We start from the raw sequence: 20,297 nt of genomic DNA on the forward strand, positions 1-20,297 counted from the left end.
CCTATCACTCCCACCTGCGTCCGCCGCATCAAACAGATTCTATTTCGTGCCGAAAATACGATCTCCCGCATCTCCGAGTCCCGGTACAATGTAGCCGTGCTCGTTCAGATGATCGTCGAGCGCGCCGATGTAGATATCCACATCCGGATGTGCCTCCTGCATCTTTTTCACACCTTCCGGTGCTGCGATAATGCACATCAGGCGGATATTTTTTACGCCTTTATCCTTTAACATCTGAATCGCCGCAACCGAAGATCCTCCTGTCGCAAGCATCGGGTCTACCACAAACACCTCTCTGTTTGCGCAGTCTGCCGGAAGCTTGCAGTAATATTCTACCGGCTCTAATGTCTCAGGATCACGGTATAATCCAATATGTCCGACCTTGGCTGCCGGAATCATGTTGAGCATACCGTCCACCATGCCGAGTCCGGCGCGTAAGATCGGGACAACGGCAAGCTTTTTGCCCTTTAATTCTTTGACCGTGGTCTTGCAGATCGGCGTGTTAATCTCCACATCTGTAAGCTTTAAGTCTCTGGTTGCCTCGTAGCACATCAGCATTGCAATCTCGCTGACCAGTGTACGGAAATCCTTAGAACCGGTCTCCTCCCTGCGGATAATTCCAATCTTGTGCTGAATCAGCGGGTGATCCATAACTACTACTTTTGACATTTTTTGTACCTTCCCTTCTTACACAGAGCCTAGTCTGTGCCGTTATCTTCACTTTCATTCAATAGGTTCACAAGCTTTAAGATCGTCTTGCGCATCGTCTCATAGCAGAGTCCGTACGCCTGAAGCGTCCCCCCGTAGGGATCGATGATCTCAAGTTCGTCTCCTACCAGTTCCGTAAGAACATAGACATTCTCCGGATCGGCGTGCCCGTACTTTTCCAGAATCTTCTCTCTCTGGCTGTGTTCCATGACTAAAACGAGCGCATCCTCCGAAAAATCCTCCTCCGTCAACTGGGTGGACATGAATCCATCCATATTGATACCATTGCTTATCATAACAGTTTCCGCCTTCTGATTCAATGGTTCCGGAAATAAAACCACCAGTCCCCTGGCAAGTATTTCCACCGGATGTTTTAAATTGCATTCCTGCAGAATTCCTGCAGCCATAGGTGCTCTGCAGGTGCCGCTTTCTGCAACAAATATGATTCGATTATATTGTCTCATAGAAATGTCTGCCCTCTCCCTGATGTAGCTATACCGGAATCACCTGATGCCCCGCCGCCTTCAGCAGACGGTTCATAATTGCCTGACCGATGCGCGGTGTGGCAAAACTCTCCGAGTAGATCGCATCCACATTCCAGTCGTCGAACTCGCGCAGGATCTTATACAGGTGTCTGGCAATGGCATCCTCATCTTCCCTGGCGCCGATGCTGACAACGTGATCCGCCTCGTAGCGTAAAAACGTCTCATCCGTAGCGATCACTCCGACTTTCTGTCCGAGCTGCTGCTTTTCTCTGACCAGCTCATTGATTCTGGCAACGACCTTGTCCGTCTCGCCCTCCACCAGCACAAGATCCGCCTTGGGCGCATAATGCTTGTACTTCATGCCGGGCGCTTTCGGCTTTCTGGTGGAATCCGACGCAATAATTCCCGGATCCATGCAGACTTTCTCGCCGAGAACCTCCTGCAGCATCTCCTGTGTGATATATCCCGGGCGCAGGATCATCGGCGTCGACTCGCTCAGATCAACGATCGTCGACTCGATCCCGATGCCGACCGGCCCTCCGTCCAGAATCATCGGTATTCTGCCGTCCATATCAAGCGCCACGTGGGACGCCTCGGTAGGGCTCGGCTTGCCGGATGTGTTAGCGCTTGGCGCTGCAATCAGGCATCCGCTCCCCTCGATCAGCCGGAGCGCTACCGGATGCTTCGGCATACGGATTGCCACGGTATCCATCCCGCCCGTGGTCTCATAAGGGACTCTGTCATTTTTCCATACGATCATGGTAAGCGGTCCCGGCCAGAACGCGTCCGCAAGCTTCTTCGCCTGCGGCGGTACCTCCCTCGCGATCGATACCAGATCTTCAAACTTTGAAATATGTACAATCAGCGGATTATCCGAAGGTCTTCCCTTCGCCGCATAAATCTTTTTCGATGCCTCCGGGTGCAGCGCATCCGCCCCCAGTCCGTATACCGTCTCCGTCGGAAATGCCACCAGCTCTCCCGCGCGGATCAGATCACACGCCTCTTTCATGGCTGCATCGTCTATATTCGCAGAATCTATCTTAACAACCTTTGTCTGCATATTATTCGCCTCTCAACTGTTGTGCCTTTGCGGCCGTCATATGCACTGTCTCCTGACCTGCTTTACAGTGCGTGCATGACCGCTTCGCTTTCGTGAACATTATTGCATAATTTCACGATTTAGGCAAGTTTGACATTTCGCCCGCTATGGGCATTCTTCCGAAAATAGGGCAATTCACTTGCCATGTTTTTGCAAATGTGGCATAATTATCTGCGTTAGGTTTGTCCTGATATAAATGGAAAGGAGTTTCCTATGAAGATTACAAAGTCAGATTTTGGCACATTAAACACAGGAGAAAATATTTATATATACCATATGGAGAACGCAAACGGCGCTTATGTGGAAGTCATCAATTTCGGCTGCCGTCTCGTAAAGATCGTGGTTCCGGACCGCGACGGAAAAATGACGGACGTCTGCCTCGGTTTCGATTCCATGGAAGATTACGCGCGCGACAACGCCAGCCTCGGCGCAGTTGTCGGCCGTGTTGCCAATCGTATCAAGGACGGTCATTTCTGTCTGGATGGCAAGGAATACCAGCTTGCCATCAACAACGGCTCCAACCATCTGCACGGCGGACTGATCGGCTACGCTTCCAAGCCCTGGGACGCAAAGATCAAGGATGACAAACTCATTTTAACCATGAATTCCTACGACGGCGAGGAAGGTTATCCGGGCAATCTCACACTTTCCGTAACCTACGGCTGGTCGGAGGACAATGAGCTGTCCCTTCTCTACGAAGCTTCCACGGATGCGGATACGCTGTTAAACGTTACCAGCCACGGCTATTTCAATCTGAACGGTGAAGGCTCCAGTGAGGTTTTATCCCACGAGCTTTTCATTGACGCCGATCAGATCACAGAGCTCGATGACTCACAGGCACCGACCGGCAGATTCCTTCCGGTAGAGGGAACGCCGTTTGATTTCCGCTCCATGCACACCATCGGAAAACTGATGGATTCCGACTACGAGCAGTATCACAAGTTCGGCACCTACGATCACAATTTCGTCATCAATGGCACCGGATTCCGTGAGGCAGCGGTTCTCCAGTCAAAGGAGAGCGGTATCCGCATGACATGCTTTACCGATCAGCCGGGTATGCAGCTGTATGTGGCAAACCAGCCGATCGAGGTCACCGGCAAGAACGGTACGCAATATGCCTGCCATACGAGCGTGTGTCTCGAGACACAGCATTTTCCGGACGCGATCAACCATGACAATTTCCCGAGCATCGTGCTGACACCGGATGAGCCGTTCCGTTCCAAGACACTGTATCATTTTTCAACATTCTAGCAGAAGCTCCAGCATGGAATATATTTCGTAACAGCATTATGTGCTAATTTAAGTACACGGCTTTTTTGACTTGAAAGCCGTGTATTTTTGTATTAGAATGTCTTAAAGGTTATCTATAAGGGTAGCCGGGTTTTGATTACAAATTAAGGAGGGAATTTAAAATGGCATACGTTATTTCTGATTCTTGTGTAAGCTGTGGAACATGCGAGCCGGAATGTCCAGTAGGAGCTATTTCTCAGGGAGACAGCCAGTTCGTAATCGATGCAGGTTCCTGCGTTAGCTGCGGAACATGTGCAGGAGTTTGTCCTACAGGAGCTATCAGCGAGGGTTAATCTTTCGTACATAGCAAAAAGCCGTCACGCTTGTGACGGCTTTTTCTTTTTCCAGAGTTTCTTTTCTTTCTGTTCGTCCTTTTTGCGGATATTTCCACGGATCGCAGCATCCAGCCTGCGGAAGCGGTCCTCCTCTGCCTCTTCCCGCTCCCGCATGAGGTAATTCATCTCCTTGATCACCTGTTTTCCTACCTCCTCGCTGATGCTTTGCCCCAGTTCTTCATTGTTGGCGGCAAGCGCTTTTCCCACTATCTCGGTCATCAGTTCTGTGAACTGTGCCATCTTATCCGTATTGTTTAGAATACTCTGCGGGCTCTCGGCGGTCGTTTTTACCGGAAGCTGCTGGGGTGCAGCGGACTGCACCGGCTGCACGGATTGCTGCACCGGCTGTACCACTGCTGCCGGCTGTGCCGCGACCGGTTGTACCGGCTGCGGGATTGCAGCGGCCGCTCCCGCAGAAAGCGGTGCCTGTCCCACGGGAATCGGTGCTTCTGCCGTCAGCCCCTCGATCGGTCCGTTATGTACAATCATGCGTATCGCCTTCAACTGATAGCCCTGTTCCTTTAGTTCCTTGATTCTCTGAAATTCCGCAATGTTTTCCTTCGTATAATACCGGTGTCCCATCTCATTGCGCGGAATATTCAGTTCCAGTTCATCTTCCCAGTAACGTAACACATGTGATTCGACGTGGACGATATTTGCCGCATCGGAAATCATATAACGTACCTTTTCCATACACCCTCCTATATTGTAATTCCTTAACTTATATTATAGGTGTATCGATTCTTCCGTACAACAAAAACCGCTCGTCTTATTGCGACACAAATCGCCGGTCTTTCTTATTTTTCACAGAACTAGGCGAGTGTTCTGACCCACGCCTCCATCTGCGCTCTGTCATATCCGTTCAACATCTTACCGCTCTTCCAGTTCACGCTGTCCGGGCAGAGTGCATGCAGCACTGCTTCTGTTTTTCCCATACCGCTTCCGCCAGATGTTGCAAACGGGATCACCGTCTTTCCGGAAAAATCATAGCTCTCCAGGAACGTGTTGATGATCGTCGGCGCAACGTACCACCAGATCGGGAATCCTGCATCTGTCAAGACTGGGACAAAAAAAATTTTATTTTTTTCTGTACATATTCTATCAAACCCTTACTGATTTTTAAAGTACAGAATAGTTTATTACTATTAACCTTTTCGTTATTACCCATAGAAGAAGCCAGCAGCTTTTTCACTACTGGCTTTCTATATTACTCATTTTGTTTACTACACTGCATTTCGGATAAAGTTCTCACCCTTAAACACAACTTCTATATCTTTGTCGTTGTAAATGAGCACCTTATCAATTATGTTTGAAAGTACATCTCCGTCATACTGCTCCAGCATACTATACTGGGTTAGCTGTTCTATCTTCTCCTCTGCGTCAGGCTCCTGATTTGCAACTTTCTCCTGCAAATCTGATATCTGATTCTCCAGATCAGCTAACAGCTCTTGGTTTGTTTTTCTTAACTGCACATATTCTTCTTTTGTGTACTTTCCCTCTCTGTATGACTGATAACAAGAAACTGTGCTGTTTGATATTCTGTCATACTCCGCTTTAAGCTCACTAATCAAATACTCATCGCTTGTCACCTTCCTTTTATCCTTTGATGCCTTTTTAAGTTCTTCTTCCTGTATAAGTGTTCTACAGATTTCCTTTGTGATTTCCAGCACCTTGTCCTGTGCTTCTGACTTCAGCATAAAAATCTGCTGACATTCGCCAGTCCTTACCATCCTGCGTTTTGGACAGAGGAGCTTCGGTGTACATACTGCACTGGAATTCATCAGCTTTCTCCCACAATAGGGGCAGATAAAAAGATTTTTCTTACGTTTCTTTGTACTCTTTTCAATCCCTCTGGCTTCAACCCGTAGCATTTTATTGACTTCATCAAACATTTCATCGCTTACTATTCTTGGTATTGCACCTTCTACAACAGACCAGTCCTCTTTATTTCGTTTGCGAACCTTCTTATTATCTCCAAAACCAACAGTTTCACATTTATTCTGGATCATTATTCCTTTGTACTGCTCATTCTGGACAATCGCTATAACTTCTGAATTATCCCACATATAATCCCCTTTATTATGAACCGGAACATAATTGATTCCATTCTTCCACTGGTTTTGAACTCTTGTCGGGATTTTTCTCTCATTTAATATGCGGGCAACCTCACTTGCATTATATCCTGCAATGATCAGTGAAAATATCTCCACAACAACCTTTGCAGCTTCTTCATCTATTATCAGCTTATGCTTATCGTCTGGATCTTTCTTGTATCCATAGCAGACAAATGATGCCGTGTATTCGCCGCTCAGATTTCTTGTCCTTCTGGCACTCTTTACCTTTCTTGATAAATCCATACTGTAAAGCTGGTAAATCAGATTCTTATAAGCTACATCCATTCCTCCGGTAACACCAAAGTTTCTGTCACTGTCATAATTATCGTTGACAGAAATAAACCTCATTCCCATTGCAGGGAATACAAACTCCAGATAGTTGCCTACTTCAAGGTAATCCCTTCCAAATCGTGAAAAGTCTTTTACTATGATACATTCAAATCTTCCAAGCTCTGCGTCCTGTATGAGCCTTTGGAATTCTGCCCTGTTATTGAACATTGTTCCCGAATATCCGTCATCAAAGTATTCCAGTACCTCAAAACCTGCAAATTCCTCTGTTTTCTTGATATACGCATACAAGAGTTTTCTCTGTCCTGTAATACTGTTACTTTCGTCTTTTGTTCCTTCTTTTACCTCCTCATCCGCATCCGAGAGACGGATATAAAAGGCTAATTTTCTTTTCTCAGCCATTATCCTGCCTCTCTTTCCATATTCAGTTCTGCGAATTTTTTCAGTTCATCTTCATAGTTCAAAACGATCTCAAGATTCTTGTTTTCGTATATGCGTACCTGTGCAACAAACAAATCGACCATTTCCTGCGTCAACTTGCGTTTTCCTTTAAAACGGAGCATTTCAGCTTTTAACTGGGCAACGGTCTTTTCAGCACTTTCATACTGACTTGCCGCCTGCCTGTATTCATCAGCCTGTATCTTCAATTTCTCAATACGCTGTGAATACTCCCTGTTCAGTTGCAGATATTCCTTTTCATCAAGCAAATCTTCCGTGTAATCAGCATACAGACCGCTCTTTAATTCCATAAGTCTGTCCATTTCCTTGACACACTTATTCACAGCTTCCGTATATACCTGTTCCTGTCTGATTACACTGCTGTCATTGTGATGTTCCTTTAATATTTTTTCCCTGTCAATAAAGACCTGTATCTGCTCCTTTATAACAGCAAGCACCGCTGCATATATATCGTCTACCTTTACAGGCAGGCAGTTGCAACTGTCCTTTCCATATCTTTTTCTATGCGTACACATATAAACCTTTCCATATTTCTCAGGGTGGATATGGATACTGCTTCCACAACAGCCGCAGGTGATTTTGCCTTTCAGCATATTCACGGTCTGCTTTTTTGCTGGCTTTATTACCTTTCTTTTGTTCTTCTGCACCGCATAGAACTGTTCCTTTGTGATAAGTGCAATATGATGATTTTCAAAAACATACCACTCATCTTTATTGGTAGTATGCCTCTTTTCGTGTCTGTACAAGCATACCCTGTCTTTACCTGTCACATATCTTCCAATATAGACTTCATTCTTTAAAATCTGTGACAATGTATCAACAGTCCACTTAACTCCACGCAGCTTTTCAAGTTTCTCTATATTATGCCTTACTTTGTACTGGGCAGGTGTAAGGATATGCTTCGCATTCAGTTCTGCCGCTATCACAGAATGCAGTGTACCTTTTTCTGCCTCATTAAAAATCCACCTTACAACATCTGCGGCTTCCTTATCCTCAACCATTACCCTGACTTTGTTTTCATCAAGAACCACCTTATACCCATAAGTCACTCTGCCAACTGGAATACCTTTTTCCATCGCTTCCTGCTTACTGGAAGATATTTTCTTTGAAATATCCTTAGCATACAGATCATTGGCTATATTCGTGACCGCAACCATAAGGTCTGCGTCTTTCTTTGAGGAATCATAATTATCCGTAATCGCTACAAAGCGGATATTCATCATCGGGAATACACGCTCTACCAGATTGCCCGTTTCAATGTAATCTCTACCCAAGCGGGACAAATCCTTTACGACAATGCAGTTGATCCTTCCTGCCCTCATATCTGACATCATACGCTCAAATTCCGGTCTGTCGAATGTTGTACCGGAAATTTCATCATCCATATAGATGTCATGGATTTCCATATCCATCTGCTGATCCACAAAGTTCTTAATGAGATTTCTCTGATTGATCAGGGTTTTTCTGTCTCTCGTTTCATCTTTTTCCGCAGACAATCTCACATATATGGCAGTTTTATACACTTTGGATAATACATTCAGTGTATCCGGTGATTGTTTCGGCTGTGTTCTTGACTTCCTTGCCATTTAGACCACCAGCCTTTCCGTATCCTGCTGTTTTTCCAGCTCCCCGGCTCTTGCAACGATTTTCCTGTATTCATCGTCACAATCCAGTACGATTTCTATATCACCGCCCTCATATACCTTTACGGACTGTATAAGGCTCACTACCACATTACGGGTAAGAGAAGGCATTGTTTTCCATTTCCTGTGTTCTTCCAGCCACTCGGTATCTCTTTCAATTCCGGCAGCAATGTTTTCTGCTTCTTTCTGTAACCTGTCGATTGCCTTTTCCGCTTCAGACCTTTTTACTTCAAAGCTCTCCTTGATAATCGCAAAGTCTGATTTATCAACGATTCCATCTTTGTAGTCCTCATAAAGTGAAACAAGCATCTGATTATATTTGGTTATCTCTTTCTCTTTTGCACTGATCCTCTCTTTTGTCTTTTTCTGGTCTATTCTGAAATTGGCATTGTTGCCAGCTTCCTTTATCACTTCATCAGCGTCCAGAAGTGTTGCTGTCATTTCCCTCAAGGTATCAAATACACGGCTTTCCAAGTCTGCCTCTTTTATCCTGTGGGAGCTGCACTTCTTATTCTTCTTGTTATTGGAACACATATAGTAAACATACTTTTTCCCATTTACCGTAGACACCTTTCGTGTCATAAGTGCTCCACAATCGGCACATACTGCTATTCCGGATAAAAGATAGATAGAGTCTTTCCCCGGTGCCATTCTCATATCCACTGACAACAGACGCTGTACAATCTGGAATGTTCTTAAAGATACCAGTGCCTCGTGATTGTTGTGGCATACTGCCCATTTCTCCTGTGGCTTTAATATCCTTGTTTTAACCTTATGGTTAGGTGTTGTGATTTTGCCCTGTACAAGCGTTCCTGTATAAATAATATTCGTTGCAATACGCCTTACAGCAACAGGAGTCCACAACAGCTCGTCTTTCTTCTGAAATGCTGTCTTATAATTCTCTCCCTTGCTGAGCTTATATGCCATAGGTGAGAGAATACCAAGAGCATTCAGCTTGTCACTTATGGCATCAAGGCTCATTCCGTTCTTTATCCAGTGGAAAATATCCTGAACCACCGGACCAGCATATTCGTCAGGAACAATCACATTATGGTCAATCTCAGATTTCTTGTAGCCATAGACACAGTAATTTCCTACAAATTCTCCGTTCTGTCTCTTTGTTTCAAGGTGGCTTCGGATTTTTATGGAAATATCCCTGCAATAAGCGTCATTGATAAGATTCTTAAACGGAATGATTATCTCGTTTCCCTGTGCCTGTGTATCTGCACTGTCATAGGCATCATTGATCGCTATAAATCGTATCCCCATTGCAGGAAACATCCGCTCAATGTATCTCCCTGCGTCGATATACTCTCTTGCAAACCTCGAAAGATCTTTTACAACGATACAGTCTATAATACCGTCTTTCACATCCTGCATCATAAGTTTAAATGCCGGACGGTCAAAAGTTGCCCCTGAATAGCCGTCATCCTCACGGATTGATACTATTTCAATATCTTCTTTGTCTTTTAAATAATTAAGTATCAGGGATTTCTGATTTGAGATACTGTTACTTTCAGCTTTTCTCACATCATCAAGATCGCCATCTTCCTTAGATAATCTAACATAGATGGCTGCTCTGTAAATTCTTTTAGAATTGTTCATGTCCACCACTCCTTCGATTTTCTAAGTTAGAAGTCCCAAATCAAGAGGAATGGAAACATAAATATGAAATTGATACCCTTTCGGGTTAGATGTCCTTATTTGTCTGTAATGATATCACAAATCCATCTGAATTTCCACCCCTAATTTTGGCTGACTGCTCTATACATTGGCAAGCATAGCAATATAATTGTCTTTCAGGCTTTCCCCGTTATCAGAAAATGAAATCTTAATTTTGCTCTTTCCTGATCTGCGGAAATACGGATTACCTGTCTTTGCAATCATTCCCGCAACCTTCTTTTCCACAGGCATTCCGTCAGCGTACTTTATGCTGTTTACTTCCACCAATGTATCAATATCCACATCTTCTAATCTCTGTGCCGATATTTTGTCCAACTGTTCAACTGTCATCCTATCCCTCCAATCAAATTAAGCCACCAGATATGCTGACGGCTATGTAACACCGGAGCTTTCGCCCCGGCTGGAATTTATGCGATTGGATTATTATGTTTTGTACTCATACCCAACTGGATCTGCATACCTTTTGTTATCTGTCTTAACTGGTTTTTGCTTACTTTCCCGATTTTTTCTATCAGGTCCGTATCTTTCACATCACATAACTGCTCACACTGAGCGATACTGTTCGTTCTTAATCCAACAGCCTTAAACGAACTGATAAAAATATGTGTTGGCAGATATGTCTTTTTATGAATCTTACTTGTAAGCGGTACTGCATGGAATACCGTGCTATGTCTGTTTGCACTGTCATTGCTCACAATCACTACTGGTCTGATACCGTGCAGCTTGTGGTCATTCTCATCTTCCGGTACTCCAAAATCAACCATCCAGATATCGCCCCGTCTTATTTCACTCATAATATTCACTTCCTTGTCTGTCAACTGGTATTTCCTGCCCACGGATATATTCGACAGCTTCCTGTTCCGTAGGGCAGGCAACAACTCTGTCTCCTTTCCCATCAAACACCACGGTTTCTGATGAAAATGTCACTATGCTTAATTCCTTTTTATCCGGCATTATCCTCCTCAAACGAGATGAGAGCAGGTTCATAGCCCCTGCTCTCGTCATTAATACTGATACCGTGCTCCGCTGCAAGCTCCATAATACCCTTTACCACATCTTTGTCCGATGAAATATCATAGATACTGCTTACCAGAATACTGATAATGGAATCTCTTTCGATATAAAATTTAAGTCTTTCCACAGACTTCGTATCTTTAAAGATTGTTTCTACAATCTCAAAATCCGCTTTCTTAGCATATGCTTCTATCCTGTCTGCGGCTCTGTCGGCATTCCTGCCTACACAGATAACACAACACTTACTCATAAAACCTCCTATCTGTTGGCTCTGAGACGTCTGAAAAATACTGCCATAAAATCAGCAAGTGAAACAATGCCGTTATCTTCCTTTTGCCCTGCCTGCTCCATCTTCTGATAATATCCAGCCATATCATCGTTTGCTGTCTCAACCGTAATGCCATGCTCTCCAAGCATAATGATGTTATCCATAATTGTTTCTTCACAATCGCCCACCATATCACTCATAAAAGTAACAACCACATCAACATCTTCTACTTCTGCCATACCGACAAAGGCAAACTTCATAGGAAATGTCATTCCCTCCGGTCTTGCGTTCTCTGAAATAACTGCAACCACCTCATATCCATTCACAGCGCAATACTCCTCAAGAACCTGCATTACCATCTGATCCGCTGCCTCATTTCCTGTTGCTCCAAAATATATAACTGCTTTATTCATTTTAAAATCTCCATTCCTGTTTTTATTTTGATTTGATATCCTGTGCACACTTTATCTCCTCACATAAACTGACCTGCCAATGCTCTCTGCACTTATAAGCCCCGTTGTTGTCTGCTGGTTACTGCAAATCAGTTTGTGTGGGAAGATAAAATACTATCTTCCCGGTTTCTCAACCTTCCCCGTATCGGGTAACATATCCTTTGCCAGCCACAAACACTTCGTAGTTTCCTGCCCATCTGGACTTACGAAAGTAGCCACTCTCTGAAAATGCATTTCGCTGAAATTCAGGTGCACTTATTATCTCATTACCTCCGGCTGCTAACCCGGTAGGCACAACCCTCTGCTCTTATCCTTAAAGGCTCCTGCTGTTACGTTTCTCATAATCGGCTACAGCTCTGAGGATAGTCATCGCACGAAATGGGATTCTGCCACCCTGTCATAGACAAGGCGATATAAGCTCGTGGAATATGCGTGTCCTATTCTGTTTTCAATATTCAACGGTTCTTTTCTCAGAACCTGAACAGAGTATAACTGACACCACGCATCTTCTACAGTAACCGACACTCTTTTGAACTAAGAGTAACACTCCCACCTGTTCCAAATCCTTATAAAAAAAGCCGGACTGCATCATCAAAAATGCAATCCGACTTTTTTATTCTGTCAGAAGTTTCATATTGTCAACGGCATTTAATACCATATTCCGGATAAACTGTACTTCCTTCTCCTTCAGACCAACCAGCAGATCATCGACTTCTACCTTTCTTTCACACCCACACACAAGATAATCCAACGTTATATGAAACAATTCAGCAATACTAATCAGCGTATCTATTTTTGCTCCATTTACACCAGCTTCAATTTTCCGCAGAGCGTCCACTGACAATCCAATCTGCTCGGCAAGCTGCTGTCTTGTCATTCTTCTTGCCGCACGCAACTCTTTTATTCTTTCTCCACTATTAACAATATCGTAGTACACCTTCCACTCTTTTCCGGCACCTTATATATTTGCTTAAGCTATATTTATTGTACCGTAAGCGAATCTTTTGTAAGAGTGACTAAACCAGCTATTTCAGGTGGAATATTGTACACCTTAATACCAAGAATATAAATATTTGCGGATTAAAAAAGAGATATTTCCAAACTCTCATTACATTTTGGAAATATCTCTTTACTTAATATCCTCATCCGGCACAAACTCCATGATGTCCTCTATCTTACAATCAAGTATGGAACATAATCTGTTAAGGATTACCGTTTTTACGACCATATTCTTTCGCAATCGCTGTAACTGTGCTTTATCTATTCCATAATCTTTAATTAGTGCATACTGGCTAATATTTTTCTTCTTGAGTGTGATCCATAACCTGTCATATACTATCATTACAAAGACCTCCTCCTTGTATTCTACGCAAGAGTGTCCTATAATGATATGGTGCGTGTATGCACCGTACTGTATGTATATGATAGAATAGAAAATAGCCATAAGCTGCATAGAAAACAGCTCTCAAGGTTATTATGTAATATAGAACGGATTATCTGTTTTACTTTTATGGTATTCAACCGGGACAATTCAAGCACCTGACAATTTGCCCGTAGATACCCTTCTCAGAAAGGATTCACAACAACACTATGAATGATAAAAGCACATACTCTGTTGATAAATATTTAGAAATCATTGCCGAAAAAGAAGGAATCACAAAAGAAGAAGTCCAACAGGAAATTGGGCGGGCAGTTTCCATTGCTTTAAAAAGCCCTGATCCACAAATGCAACGCTTCTGGACAGACTTTCCATGTGAAAATGATACTCCCACCATTGAAGAAATCATATACCATCTCGCTGAAAAATTTGCAAAAGAGTCATAGACAAAGGACAGGATAACTACCCGTCTATTCACTCAGATAATCTTCCTGTCCTCTTAATATTTGTTCAATCATATGTAATGCAAATTCTATTTCTCTTTCGTCGCACCGATTCATCATAAATGCAAAACGCTCAATGTGCTTCTTAGGGTGCTGCTGGCTCATCAGAACCATAGGCGATGACTCCAATGCATGAACAATATTCAAATATGTATCAAGACTCATTGCCCTTCTGCCATTTTCAACACTTTTGATAGTATCCAATGATACATCCGCCCGTTCTGCAAGCTCTGCCTGCGTAATTCCAAGCCTTCTTCGTTCTTTTCTGATATTCTCTGCAATAATTTTGTATATGTGCTCTCGTTTCCCCATAGCCCCATCATCCTTTCTGACTTATCGCATTATATCAGAAATTATTATGGTGTCTGGCAATCTGTAACCATTTGCCATTTTCGTGTAATACTTTGCAGATTTTACTATCTCCTGTCAATTCATGGCAATGTATTATTCAATATTTTTAAATTCCAGATTATCTTTTGACAAATCATCATAGACTCCACTTCCAACAACAGCACCATCTTTCAGCATGATAATCTGATCTGCTTCTTTTAATATCTCCTGTTTGTGGGTAATGATTATGACCGTCTTTTCTTTCAGTTTCGTATGGAGCAGTCCGTTAATCTGATGTTCAGAATACACATCTGTATTAGATGTGGCTTCATCAAATATAATAACCGGACTGTTATGCACCAATGCCCTTGCCAGTGCAATTTTCTGTTTCTGTCCTCCGGAAAGCATTGCCCCATTCTGTCCTACCACATAATCCAATGACACCTCAGAAATAAAATCAGCAAGTCCACTATCTTTACAGGCTTCCATAATTGTCTTATCATCTATATTTTTATACATACAGATATTATCCCTGATAGATGAATTGAACAGATAGATCTCCTGGCTTACTACAGATACCATATTTCTGTATTCTCTCAAAACAAACTCCGAAATATCTATACCATTTAATGTTATTTTTCCGCCTGTAGGTTGGTATAATTGCAGCAACAGACTTATCAGTGTACTTTTTCCCGAACCATTCCGACCAATCAGCACCGTTTTACTTCCCTTTGGAAAAGCAATATTAATATCGGACAGTACCGCTTTATCCTTTTCATATGAAAAAGAAAGATTCTGTAATTCCAGATCACCGAAGAAGGCTCGGTCATGCCCTCCTCATTTTCCTTTTCTTCTTCAAGTGCCATAAACTCATAATACCGCTTTGTTGAAGGAATAATTCCTGACAAAAGATACCCGATATTGAGTATTGCTGAAATAGGTCCTGTCACATACGCACTATATGTAATAAACGCAAACACACTGCCTACTGAAAGCTGCATATCAAAAACAAGATTTGCGCCAATAATATATATCAAGCTGGTCAGCAGATGTACGATAATGTTATCCGTTATGCCGTTCCACTGGGCAAGCATATTCATCTTTTTCTGTTTATTGATTACAGAAAGCTGTCTGTCAGCAAATTCGGCTCTCTTATTTTCCTGTATTCCAAAAAGCTTTACTTCCCTTACACCGCCAACAGTATCTCCAAACCATCCGGCATATTTTTCGCTTTCTGTAATAAACTCGTCCATGATTCTTTTTCGCTTCTTTGCAAAATGTTTCATAATAACCGCTTTTACCGGAATAAAAAGAAGTACCATGAGTGTCATTCTGTAATCTAAGATAAAAAGTCCGATAATTCCACCTACCATACTGAATGCCTGAGTGACAACAAAAAACACACCCTCATCTGCAACAGAAGTCATATTTCCTATATCTATATTTATGTTATTTAGGATTTCCGCATAATTTTTACTGCTGAAATAGTTTGCTTTTATCCTCATCAGACGTTGAAATGACTGTTCCGATAAAGAATATTGTATATTCGCAGATATATCTACCCGCTTCTTTTCTTTTATAATATCAATAACTGCTATCATCATATAGATAAGCAGTGAACCTATTACCTGTTTTATAAGCAGTTCTTTATCTCCGCCTATGAAACCATAATCCATAATCCCCCTGCTTAGTAACGGGATACACATATTCAATCCTGTTGAAATGAGCAGACATGCAATAATCAGAGCAATTATTTTTCTATACCCCTTTAACATTCCCAGCAGTTTCTTTACTGCTTCTTTATTCCCCATCTTCATCCTCCGTCAGGATTGTAAGCAGACAATCATATACTTCCTTTATCTGCTGCTCTCCGAGGGTTCCAAAACACATCTGCGCCTTTTTTATTTTGTCGCAATAAATTTGTATTCCTGTCTGCTTCTTCCCATTTTCTATTCTTACAAATATATCGGCTTCCACACCGATACTTTCTTTTTCCTGTATTCCACAAATAATCAAATCAGACTGGTTGTAATAAGTCTGCCAATACAGGAAATCACCAATCTTATTACTTATATTTTCATCAACAGCAAAAGGGATATATTCTAAATCATACAATACGCTCTCCTGTTCAGTGGAAATAGCATATGCATTATAGCCCTCCGCTTCAAAACTCTTTCTTAATTCCGTAAGCCACCATATCTGATCCTGTTCTTTACCACTTTTTAAAAGTATGACAGGTATATTAATATTCTCCTTCTTTATCCTTGAACATAAGATCTGTTCTTTTCTGTTTCTTCTGCTCCAGAAAAAGCACTGTGTATCCGGCTGCTCTGCTATTTCATTGCCAAGATACACAATGTGCTTCTCCCTGTATTCATTAAACTCATTTTTATCATACAAAATTACAGTGTCTGCTTCTTCCTTTGCAGCTACCTCAAAATAAACCTCTTCCTTACTCTTTAATACCTTTCCGGCAATCCATCCTTTTTCTATCCAATCCGGAATATATTGTACACATTTTCCCCTGAATTTCTGGTATAAATGCTTCTTAATCTGCCATACATTATTGATCCATGACTGTTCCATCATTAACCTTCCAGCCATTGCTGTTACATAAGGTGCCGCATAGCTGTTACTTTTCTGAAGCGTTATATCGTTTCCTCCAAACCAGATTTTGTGTTCCGATGGAGCTGCAAAATCCACACCTTTATCCCGCAAACCTTCCGCATCAATGTTAAATGTATCTTTTGCTTTTACTCCGATAACATTTGAAAAGGATGCCGGAAAAGCCGTATACCCACTATTAGCAGTTGCCGCAATTATGATAAGTCCCTTATTGGCATATTGATTTACCAACTGCCGAATTATTCCTTTGTCCTTAAAATGTGTTGAATATTCTTGTGCGATGAAATCGCACTTCCGGAAATTTGGAAATCAGAGTTCCGGTACTCGGAAATCGCCTATTTTGTGCTTGATGACTTATCCATTTCTGTTGGGATATTTGTCAAGACCTTGCCGCATCTGCGGTGCGTAGCAGTCTTTACAAATGTCTCAGCAGAAATTATGATTCGGTATGCACAAAAGCGGATCTAAAAAGTGATTTCCATATCACCGGACGGCTGATGTAAAACCATCTGGAATATTCATGTGTAGTTCCAAAACTCAGATTGACAAGTCTTATATTGTTCATCAGACACCAGTCAAACGCTGATTTCAGATCATCCACATTTCCTTTTCCTGTATTATCAAGCAGTTTATAACTGTATAATTCTGCGTCGGCACAATTAAGCCCTATGATCATGGCACAATTTGTCCCATGCAGAAACAAATCCTCCTCATCACTGATATTTCCTTTGTTCTGCTGAATTATATCGGGTAATCCACATGATGCAAGCAATTTTTCGTCTACACCATTATCTAATACTGCAATCTTTAATTTATTCATCCACCGCATTTACTCTGCTACCACAAATGTGGTAGTTATTAGACTTCGTTGCTTTATGCCAACTTATCTCTCGTAGCCTAGCCTTGTATGCGGTTTCTGTCCGTCGGACCAGAGATTTGCCAACGACTTCCTTCAGATTTTACCTCACGGTGAACACCCTTGCTGTTCAGCTATACATTTCCCACTACCTGGGCATATTCGGGACCTTTCACCCATTAGAGCGCGCCCATGGCGCGCATACATAAAAAATAGCCTTTCTGCAAAGGCTATTTCTAACGTAATTCTTTAATACTATTTAAGATTTTTATCATTGCATTCTTTTCCTTGCCTGACAGCTGCTAAACTTAGTACTCACAATATATTTCAAATCCCCCATACATGTTTTTCCAAGAGATTTTTATATTGCTCACACCGTTTTTCTTTCAACTGATTATTATTGTAAATATTTGTGTTTACTGCATGACACATAGAAGAACAAAAATATCTAACATCGCATTCATTACATGGTGTAACCGTATCTACAACACAAATCGTATTAATTCGTTTAACATCATGAAAAATTATATCCAGTTCATCAATATCTCCCAAAATAACATTTGACTCTTCCATAGCTGAACACAAAGTCACTTTACCACTTGCATTAATAGAAAGTATTTGACTTCCAGCATTACACATGGCTAACATGTTAATTCTCTTAGATATATTATCTTCTTTTCCTTTTTCGTTATCATTAATTAAGTCATCATAAAACTTTAAAGCTCTTCCCTTTACAGAGAGTGTTCTTAGAATAGGCTTTACTTCAAATTTATTACAAAGTTCTTTGAAGTCAGTTACATGATTTTTATTATTACTTGTTAGAACCATAGAAAGTGAAATGTTATCAATTTTATTATTTTTTAGCAAAATTATAGTCTCAATAACTTTATCAAACACCCCTTGTCCTCGTATGAAATCTACGCTATTCTTGTCATATCCATCTAAACTAATACTAATTTCATCCACACATGACTTTAATATACTAATATGTTCAGGATAAATTAAAGTAGCATTTGAAATAATATCAATACGCCCCATAAAATTCTTTCTTGCATATTCTAAATATTTTGAAATATTAGACAAACAAAAAATTTCACCACCACTTAATGTTACTGAGGATATATTATTTTCTGCGGCCCAATGTATGATTCTATGAAACATCTCTTGTGGCATTGAAGATTTATCTTGCTCACCATACTCGCCAGAACAATGCTTACATCTCAAATTACATTTTGTAGTTAATTCAATGTCTAATCGTTCTATAGTTTTCTTGTTTTCACTCCAGTCTTTACGTTTTATCACTTTTATTTTTGCTAAAGCCTTAATAATCTCAATATAATATTGCTTCCGTGCATTATCCGTATTCCGCATTAACAGCTCAAAACCATTTTCTAGTCCTATGTATGTTTTTATTTTTTCAAAGTCTTTAGTTAGAATTTTTATCCATAAACCACACTCTCTCACATTACCAATAACTATTTCATTATAGTGATTTAAAATTCTTGTATTATCCGAAAAGCATATATTATCCAGTTTAATTTCGTTCATATTTACACCTTTCATTGTATTATTAGTGAAGTATAGATCCTATTTTGTTAACAAAATTTTCTAAATAAGCTAAATCTGGCATCCAAAAGGAATCATAAATATATGATTGTTGAGTTTTTTCTTCAATTATCCTAACAAGTGCTGTTATATTCCGTGGAGTAGCCTGGGCGATTTTAAATGCTTTATTTTCATCATATAAATTCCAAATAGAAATTTCTTCCTCAATACTTTTCATTAATTTAGCATTAATTATTGATTGTCTCTGAATTTTTTTATTACTATTAAATATAAAACTTTGCTGCATTAAACATTTTTTTAAATTTTGTATACTTACATGATTCTGCAATAATTCATATATTTTTTTTATAATAAATGGAGTCAAAAAACTATTTGCTCCACTTAAAACATAAGACGATCCCAACCATGGTATAATTCTTGGAGAATTATTAATATAAATAACATTGTTACTGGTAACAAGATTATTTTGTTTACCTTGGACACTAATTATTCTATTATTACAAGAAAGATAATTTATTTTTCCATTATTTGATTCTGATGTAACTATTATTATTCCTTGAGACAGACATTTATCTAAAAGAATTTCTAACTCCGAATCTTTAATAAATGCTTCAATTCCTAAACTTAAATTAATAATATTAACGTCACTGTTTAACGCTTCAAGTAGTGCCACTTTTAAAGACGACAGCTTCCCTTTTCCAGTTCTATCCAATATTTTTATACTATACAATTCCAAACCAGAACTAATTGAATCAATTAATTTTATAATACATGTACCATGACCGTTTTCATCTTTGTTAGTTTCATCTGTGAAATTTATATTAGTAATTTTATTCTGTAATGGTTGACTAAAATCAAACCCACTATCTAACACAGCAATTTTCATTGAAGTTATTTACACCTACTCACTAATTAAAAAGAATGCCCTAAAAGTCTCTCGCACCACATACTACAACCCCAAAATACACCTTATCAAATGTTCTAGGGCTTGTATAATATTGGTTTTACAAAGACTTCTAGGGCACCCATTTCTTACTCATTTACATGTTTACCTGATACTTTCTACCACAGTGGCCAAGTATTATCAGTTTCTTTCCAGCCACAATCTTTTGATGCCGTTTTCTCAAAATACTGTTCGCAATCATCGTCACATCCATAACCTTTGATTTCAACTTCAAGTTCTTTTTCTTTGTTTCCCATG

General features: G+C 40.7%; 25 protein-coding genes and 1 pseudogene. 3 read left to right on the forward strand and 23 right to left on the reverse strand.

The annotated features are described in order from the left end of the window. Nucleotides 1-39: 39 nt before the first annotated feature. From upp to RHOM_RS15630, 3 genes are all read right to left on the reverse strand, one after another. Nucleotides 40-669 (reverse strand): uracil phosphoribosyltransferase, encoded by a 630-nt coding sequence (gene upp, locus RHOM_RS15620; RefSeq protein WP_014081242.1) that lies wholly within the window; start codon nucleotides 667-669, stop codon nucleotides 40-42. Nucleotides 670-698: 29 nt separating this feature from the next. Beyond that, entirely contained in the window at nucleotides 699-1,115 is a 417-nt protein-coding gene (locus tag RHOM_RS15625; protein WP_014081243.1) for an arsenate reductase/protein-tyrosine-phosphatase family protein, read from the reverse strand. A gap of 85 nt (nucleotides 1,116-1,200) precedes the next feature. Further along, a complete protein-coding gene (locus tag RHOM_RS15630; RefSeq protein ID WP_014081244.1) occupies nucleotides 1,201-2,253 on the reverse strand; it encodes an L-threonylcarbamoyladenylate synthase in 1,053 nt (350 codons plus the stop codon). A 252-nt stretch (nucleotides 2,254-2,505) separates the two neighbouring features. On the opposite strand from RHOM_RS15630, the gene RHOM_RS15635 reads away from it, so the two are divergent. Continuing rightward, entirely contained in the window at nucleotides 2,506-3,543 is a 1,038-nt protein-coding gene (locus RHOM_RS15635) for an aldose epimerase family protein (RefSeq protein WP_014081245.1), read from the forward strand. A gap of 161 nt (nucleotides 3,544-3,704) precedes the next feature. Further along, nucleotides 3,705-3,875, forward strand: a complete 171-nt coding sequence (locus RHOM_RS17185; RefSeq protein ID WP_014081246.1) for a DUF362 domain-containing protein — start codon at nucleotides 3,705-3,707, stop codon at nucleotides 3,873-3,875. A 24-nt stretch (nucleotides 3,876-3,899) separates the two neighbouring features. Here the strand turns inward: RHOM_RS17185 and RHOM_RS15640 are convergent, their stop codons facing one another. The 12 genes and pseudogenes from RHOM_RS15640 to RHOM_RS15690 form a co-directional block, all read right to left on the reverse strand. After that, nucleotides 3,900-4,610, reverse strand: coding sequence for a MerR family transcriptional regulator (locus tag RHOM_RS15640; RefSeq protein ID WP_014081247.1), 711 nt, complete (start codon nucleotides 4,608-4,610; stop codon nucleotides 3,900-3,902). Between the two features lie 119 nt (nucleotides 4,611-4,729). Next, nucleotides 4,730-4,963 (reverse strand): annotated as a pseudogene (locus tag RHOM_RS15645) (flavodoxin); the annotation flags it as partial. A 177-nt stretch (nucleotides 4,964-5,140) separates the two neighbouring features. After that, on the reverse strand, nucleotides 5,141-6,721 hold the full coding sequence (locus tag RHOM_RS15650; RefSeq protein WP_007889532.1) for a recombinase family protein: 1,581 nt from the start codon (nucleotides 6,719-6,721) through the stop codon (nucleotides 5,141-5,143). Further along, nucleotides 6,721-8,364 (reverse strand): recombinase family protein, encoded by a 1,644-nt coding sequence (locus RHOM_RS15655; protein ID WP_007889530.1) that lies wholly within the window; start codon nucleotides 8,362-8,364, stop codon nucleotides 6,721-6,723. The genes RHOM_RS15650 and RHOM_RS15655 overlap by 1 nt, the downstream gene beginning before the upstream one ends. Beyond that, nucleotides 8,365-10,026: a recombinase family protein gene (locus RHOM_RS15660; RefSeq protein ID WP_007889527.1), complete on the reverse strand. Its 1,662-nt coding sequence runs from the start codon at nucleotides 10,024-10,026 to the stop codon at nucleotides 8,365-8,367. Nucleotides 10,027-10,185: 159 nt separating this feature from the next. Beyond that, nucleotides 10,186-10,434, reverse strand: coding sequence for a DUF6870 family protein (locus RHOM_RS15665; protein ID WP_005602804.1), 249 nt, complete (start codon nucleotides 10,432-10,434; stop codon nucleotides 10,186-10,188). A gap of 77 nt (nucleotides 10,435-10,511) precedes the next feature. Continuing rightward, nucleotides 10,512-10,898, reverse strand: coding sequence for a type II toxin-antitoxin system PemK/MazF family toxin (locus tag RHOM_RS15670; RefSeq protein ID WP_005602806.1), 387 nt, complete (start codon nucleotides 10,896-10,898; stop codon nucleotides 10,512-10,514). Then, entirely contained in the window at nucleotides 10,891-11,058 is a 168-nt protein-coding gene (locus RHOM_RS17770) for a hypothetical protein (protein WP_005602807.1), read from the reverse strand. The genes RHOM_RS15670 and RHOM_RS17770 overlap by 8 nt, the downstream gene beginning before the upstream one ends. Then, a complete protein-coding gene (locus tag RHOM_RS15675) occupies nucleotides 11,048-11,368 on the reverse strand; it encodes a hypothetical protein (RefSeq protein ID WP_007889524.1) in 321 nt (106 codons plus the stop codon). The genes RHOM_RS17770 and RHOM_RS15675 overlap by 11 nt, the downstream gene beginning before the upstream one ends. A gap of 8 nt (nucleotides 11,369-11,376) precedes the next feature. After that, complete coding sequence (locus RHOM_RS15680; RefSeq protein ID WP_014081249.1) at nucleotides 11,377-11,799, reverse strand: hypothetical protein; 423 nt, start codon at nucleotides 11,797-11,799, stop codon at nucleotides 11,377-11,379. Between the two features lie 652 nt (nucleotides 11,800-12,451). Next, nucleotides 12,452-12,775 carry a helix-turn-helix domain-containing protein gene (locus RHOM_RS15685; RefSeq protein WP_007889517.1) on the reverse strand — a complete coding sequence of 108 codons (324 nt, stop codon included), beginning with the start codon at nucleotides 12,773-12,775 and terminating at the stop codon, nucleotides 12,452-12,454. Nucleotides 12,776-12,967: 192 nt separating this feature from the next. Further along, nucleotides 12,968-13,180 (reverse strand): helix-turn-helix domain-containing protein, encoded by a 213-nt coding sequence (locus RHOM_RS15690; RefSeq protein ID WP_014081251.1) that lies wholly within the window; start codon nucleotides 13,178-13,180, stop codon nucleotides 12,968-12,970. 248 nt (nucleotides 13,181-13,428) lie between these two features. Between RHOM_RS15690 and RHOM_RS15695 the strand changes: the two genes are divergently transcribed. After that, the gene (locus RHOM_RS15695) at nucleotides 13,429-13,662 is read left to right on the forward strand and encodes a hypothetical protein (RefSeq protein WP_007882340.1); all 234 of its coding nucleotides are present in this window, start codon (nucleotides 13,429-13,431) and stop codon (nucleotides 13,660-13,662) included. A 24-nt stretch (nucleotides 13,663-13,686) separates the two neighbouring features. Here RHOM_RS15695 and RHOM_RS15700 read toward each other — a convergent pair whose 3' ends face one another. The 8 genes from RHOM_RS15700 to RHOM_RS17630 form a co-directional block, all read right to left on the reverse strand. Then, entirely contained in the window at nucleotides 13,687-14,031 is a 345-nt protein-coding gene (locus tag RHOM_RS15700) for a helix-turn-helix domain-containing protein (RefSeq protein ID WP_007882339.1), read from the reverse strand. Nucleotides 14,032-14,163: 132 nt separating this feature from the next. Beyond that, nucleotides 14,164-14,766: an ATP-binding cassette domain-containing protein gene (locus RHOM_RS18065; protein WP_242823145.1), complete on the reverse strand. Its 603-nt coding sequence runs from the start codon at nucleotides 14,764-14,766 to the stop codon at nucleotides 14,164-14,166. After that, a complete protein-coding gene (locus RHOM_RS18070; RefSeq protein WP_227970598.1) occupies nucleotides 14,760-15,860 on the reverse strand; it encodes an ABC transporter transmembrane domain-containing protein in 1,101 nt (366 codons plus the stop codon). The genes RHOM_RS18065 and RHOM_RS18070 overlap by 7 nt, the downstream gene beginning before the upstream one ends. After that, complete coding sequence (locus tag RHOM_RS15710) at nucleotides 15,850-16,905, reverse strand: S8/S53 family peptidase (protein WP_007882335.1); 1,056 nt, start codon at nucleotides 16,903-16,905, stop codon at nucleotides 15,850-15,852. The genes RHOM_RS18070 and RHOM_RS15710 overlap by 11 nt, the downstream gene beginning before the upstream one ends. 205 nt (nucleotides 16,906-17,110) lie before the next feature. Then, a complete protein-coding gene (locus RHOM_RS15715) occupies nucleotides 17,111-17,494 on the reverse strand; it encodes a S8 family serine peptidase (protein WP_014081252.1) in 384 nt (127 codons plus the stop codon). 363 nt (nucleotides 17,495-17,857) lie between these two features. Continuing rightward, on the reverse strand, nucleotides 17,858-19,078 hold the full coding sequence (locus RHOM_RS15720) for a radical SAM/SPASM domain-containing protein (RefSeq protein ID WP_014081253.1): 1,221 nt from the start codon (nucleotides 19,076-19,078) through the stop codon (nucleotides 17,858-17,860). Between the two features lie 22 nt (nucleotides 19,079-19,100). Then, nucleotides 19,101-19,982, reverse strand: a complete 882-nt coding sequence (locus RHOM_RS15725; protein ID WP_014081254.1) for a S8 family serine peptidase — start codon at nucleotides 19,980-19,982, stop codon at nucleotides 19,101-19,103. A 176-nt stretch (nucleotides 19,983-20,158) separates the two neighbouring features. Beyond that, nucleotides 20,159-20,296 (reverse strand): hypothetical protein, encoded by a 138-nt coding sequence (locus tag RHOM_RS17630; protein WP_014081255.1) that lies wholly within the window; start codon nucleotides 20,294-20,296, stop codon nucleotides 20,159-20,161. Nucleotide 20,297: the final 1 nt, after the last annotated feature.

Source organism: Roseburia hominis A2-183 (genome assembly GCF_000225345.1).
In the GTDB taxonomy this organism is placed as follows: domain Bacteria; phylum Bacillota; class Clostridia; order Lachnospirales; family Lachnospiraceae; genus Roseburia; species Roseburia hominis.

Coding starts and splice junctions, on each gene's coding strand:
- upp (WP_014081242.1), bottom strand. CDS start 669: ATGTCAAAAGTAGTAGTTATGGATCACCCGCTGATTCAGCACAAGATT.
- RHOM_RS15625 (WP_014081243.1), bottom strand. CDS start 1,115: ATGGCTGCAGGAATTCTGCAGGAATGCAATTTAAAACATCCGGTGGAA.
- RHOM_RS15630 (WP_014081244.1), bottom strand. CDS start 2,253: ATGCAGACAAAGGTTGTTAAGATAGATTCTGCGAATATAGACGATGCA.
- RHOM_RS15635 (WP_014081245.1), top strand. CDS start 2,506: ATGAAGATTACAAAGTCAGATTTTGGCACATTAAACACAGGAGAAAAT.
- RHOM_RS17185 (WP_014081246.1), top strand. CDS start 3,705: ATGGCATACGTTATTTCTGATTCTTGTGTAAGCTGTGGAACATGCGAG.
- RHOM_RS15640 (WP_014081247.1), bottom strand. CDS start 4,610: ATGGAAAAGGTACGTTATATGATTTCCGATGCGGCAAATATCGTCCAC.
- RHOM_RS15650 (WP_007889532.1), bottom strand. CDS start 6,721: ATGGCTGAGAAAAGAAAATTAGCCTTTTATATCCGTCTCTCGGATGCG.
- RHOM_RS15655 (WP_007889530.1), bottom strand. CDS start 8,364: ATGGCAAGGAAGTCAAGAACACAGCCGAAACAATCACCGGATACACTG.
- RHOM_RS15660 (WP_007889527.1), bottom strand. CDS start 10,026: ATGAACAATTCTAAAAGAATTTACAGAGCAGCCATCTATGTTAGATTA.
- RHOM_RS15665 (WP_005602804.1), bottom strand. CDS start 10,434: ATGACAGTTGAACAGTTGGACAAAATATCGGCACAGAGATTAGAAGAT.
- RHOM_RS15670 (WP_005602806.1), bottom strand. CDS start 10,898: ATGAGTGAAATAAGACGGGGCGATATCTGGATGGTTGATTTTGGAGTA.
- RHOM_RS17770 (WP_005602807.1), bottom strand. CDS start 11,058: ATGCCGGATAAAAAGGAATTAAGCATAGTGACATTTTCATCAGAAACC.
- RHOM_RS15675 (WP_007889524.1), bottom strand. CDS start 11,368: ATGAGTAAGTGTTGTGTTATCTGTGTAGGCAGGAATGCCGACAGAGCC.
- RHOM_RS15680 (WP_014081249.1), bottom strand. CDS start 11,799: ATGAATAAAGCAGTTATATATTTTGGAGCAACAGGAAATGAGGCAGCG.
- RHOM_RS15690 (WP_014081251.1), bottom strand. CDS start 13,180: ATGATAGTATATGACAGGTTATGGATCACACTCAAGAAGAAAAATATT.
- RHOM_RS15695 (WP_007882340.1), top strand. CDS start 13,429: ATGAATGATAAAAGCACATACTCTGTTGATAAATATTTAGAAATCATT.
- RHOM_RS15700 (WP_007882339.1), bottom strand. CDS start 14,031: ATGGGGAAACGAGAGCACATATACAAAATTATTGCAGAGAATATCAGA.
- RHOM_RS18070 (WP_227970598.1), bottom strand. CDS start 15,860: ATGGGGAATAAAGAAGCAGTAAAGAAACTGCTGGGAATGTTAAAGGGG.
- RHOM_RS15715 (WP_014081252.1), bottom strand. CDS start 17,494: ATGAATAAATTAAAGATTGCAGTATTAGATAATGGTGTAGACGAAAAA.
- RHOM_RS15720 (WP_014081253.1), bottom strand. CDS start 19,078: ATGAACGAAATTAAACTGGATAATATATGCTTTTCGGATAATACAAGA.
- RHOM_RS15725 (WP_014081254.1), bottom strand. CDS start 19,982: ATGAAAATTGCTGTGTTAGATAGTGGGTTTGATTTTAGTCAACCATTA.
- RHOM_RS17630 (WP_014081255.1), bottom strand. CDS start 20,296: ATGGGAAACAAAGAAAAAGAACTTGAAGTTGAAATCAAAGGTTATGGA.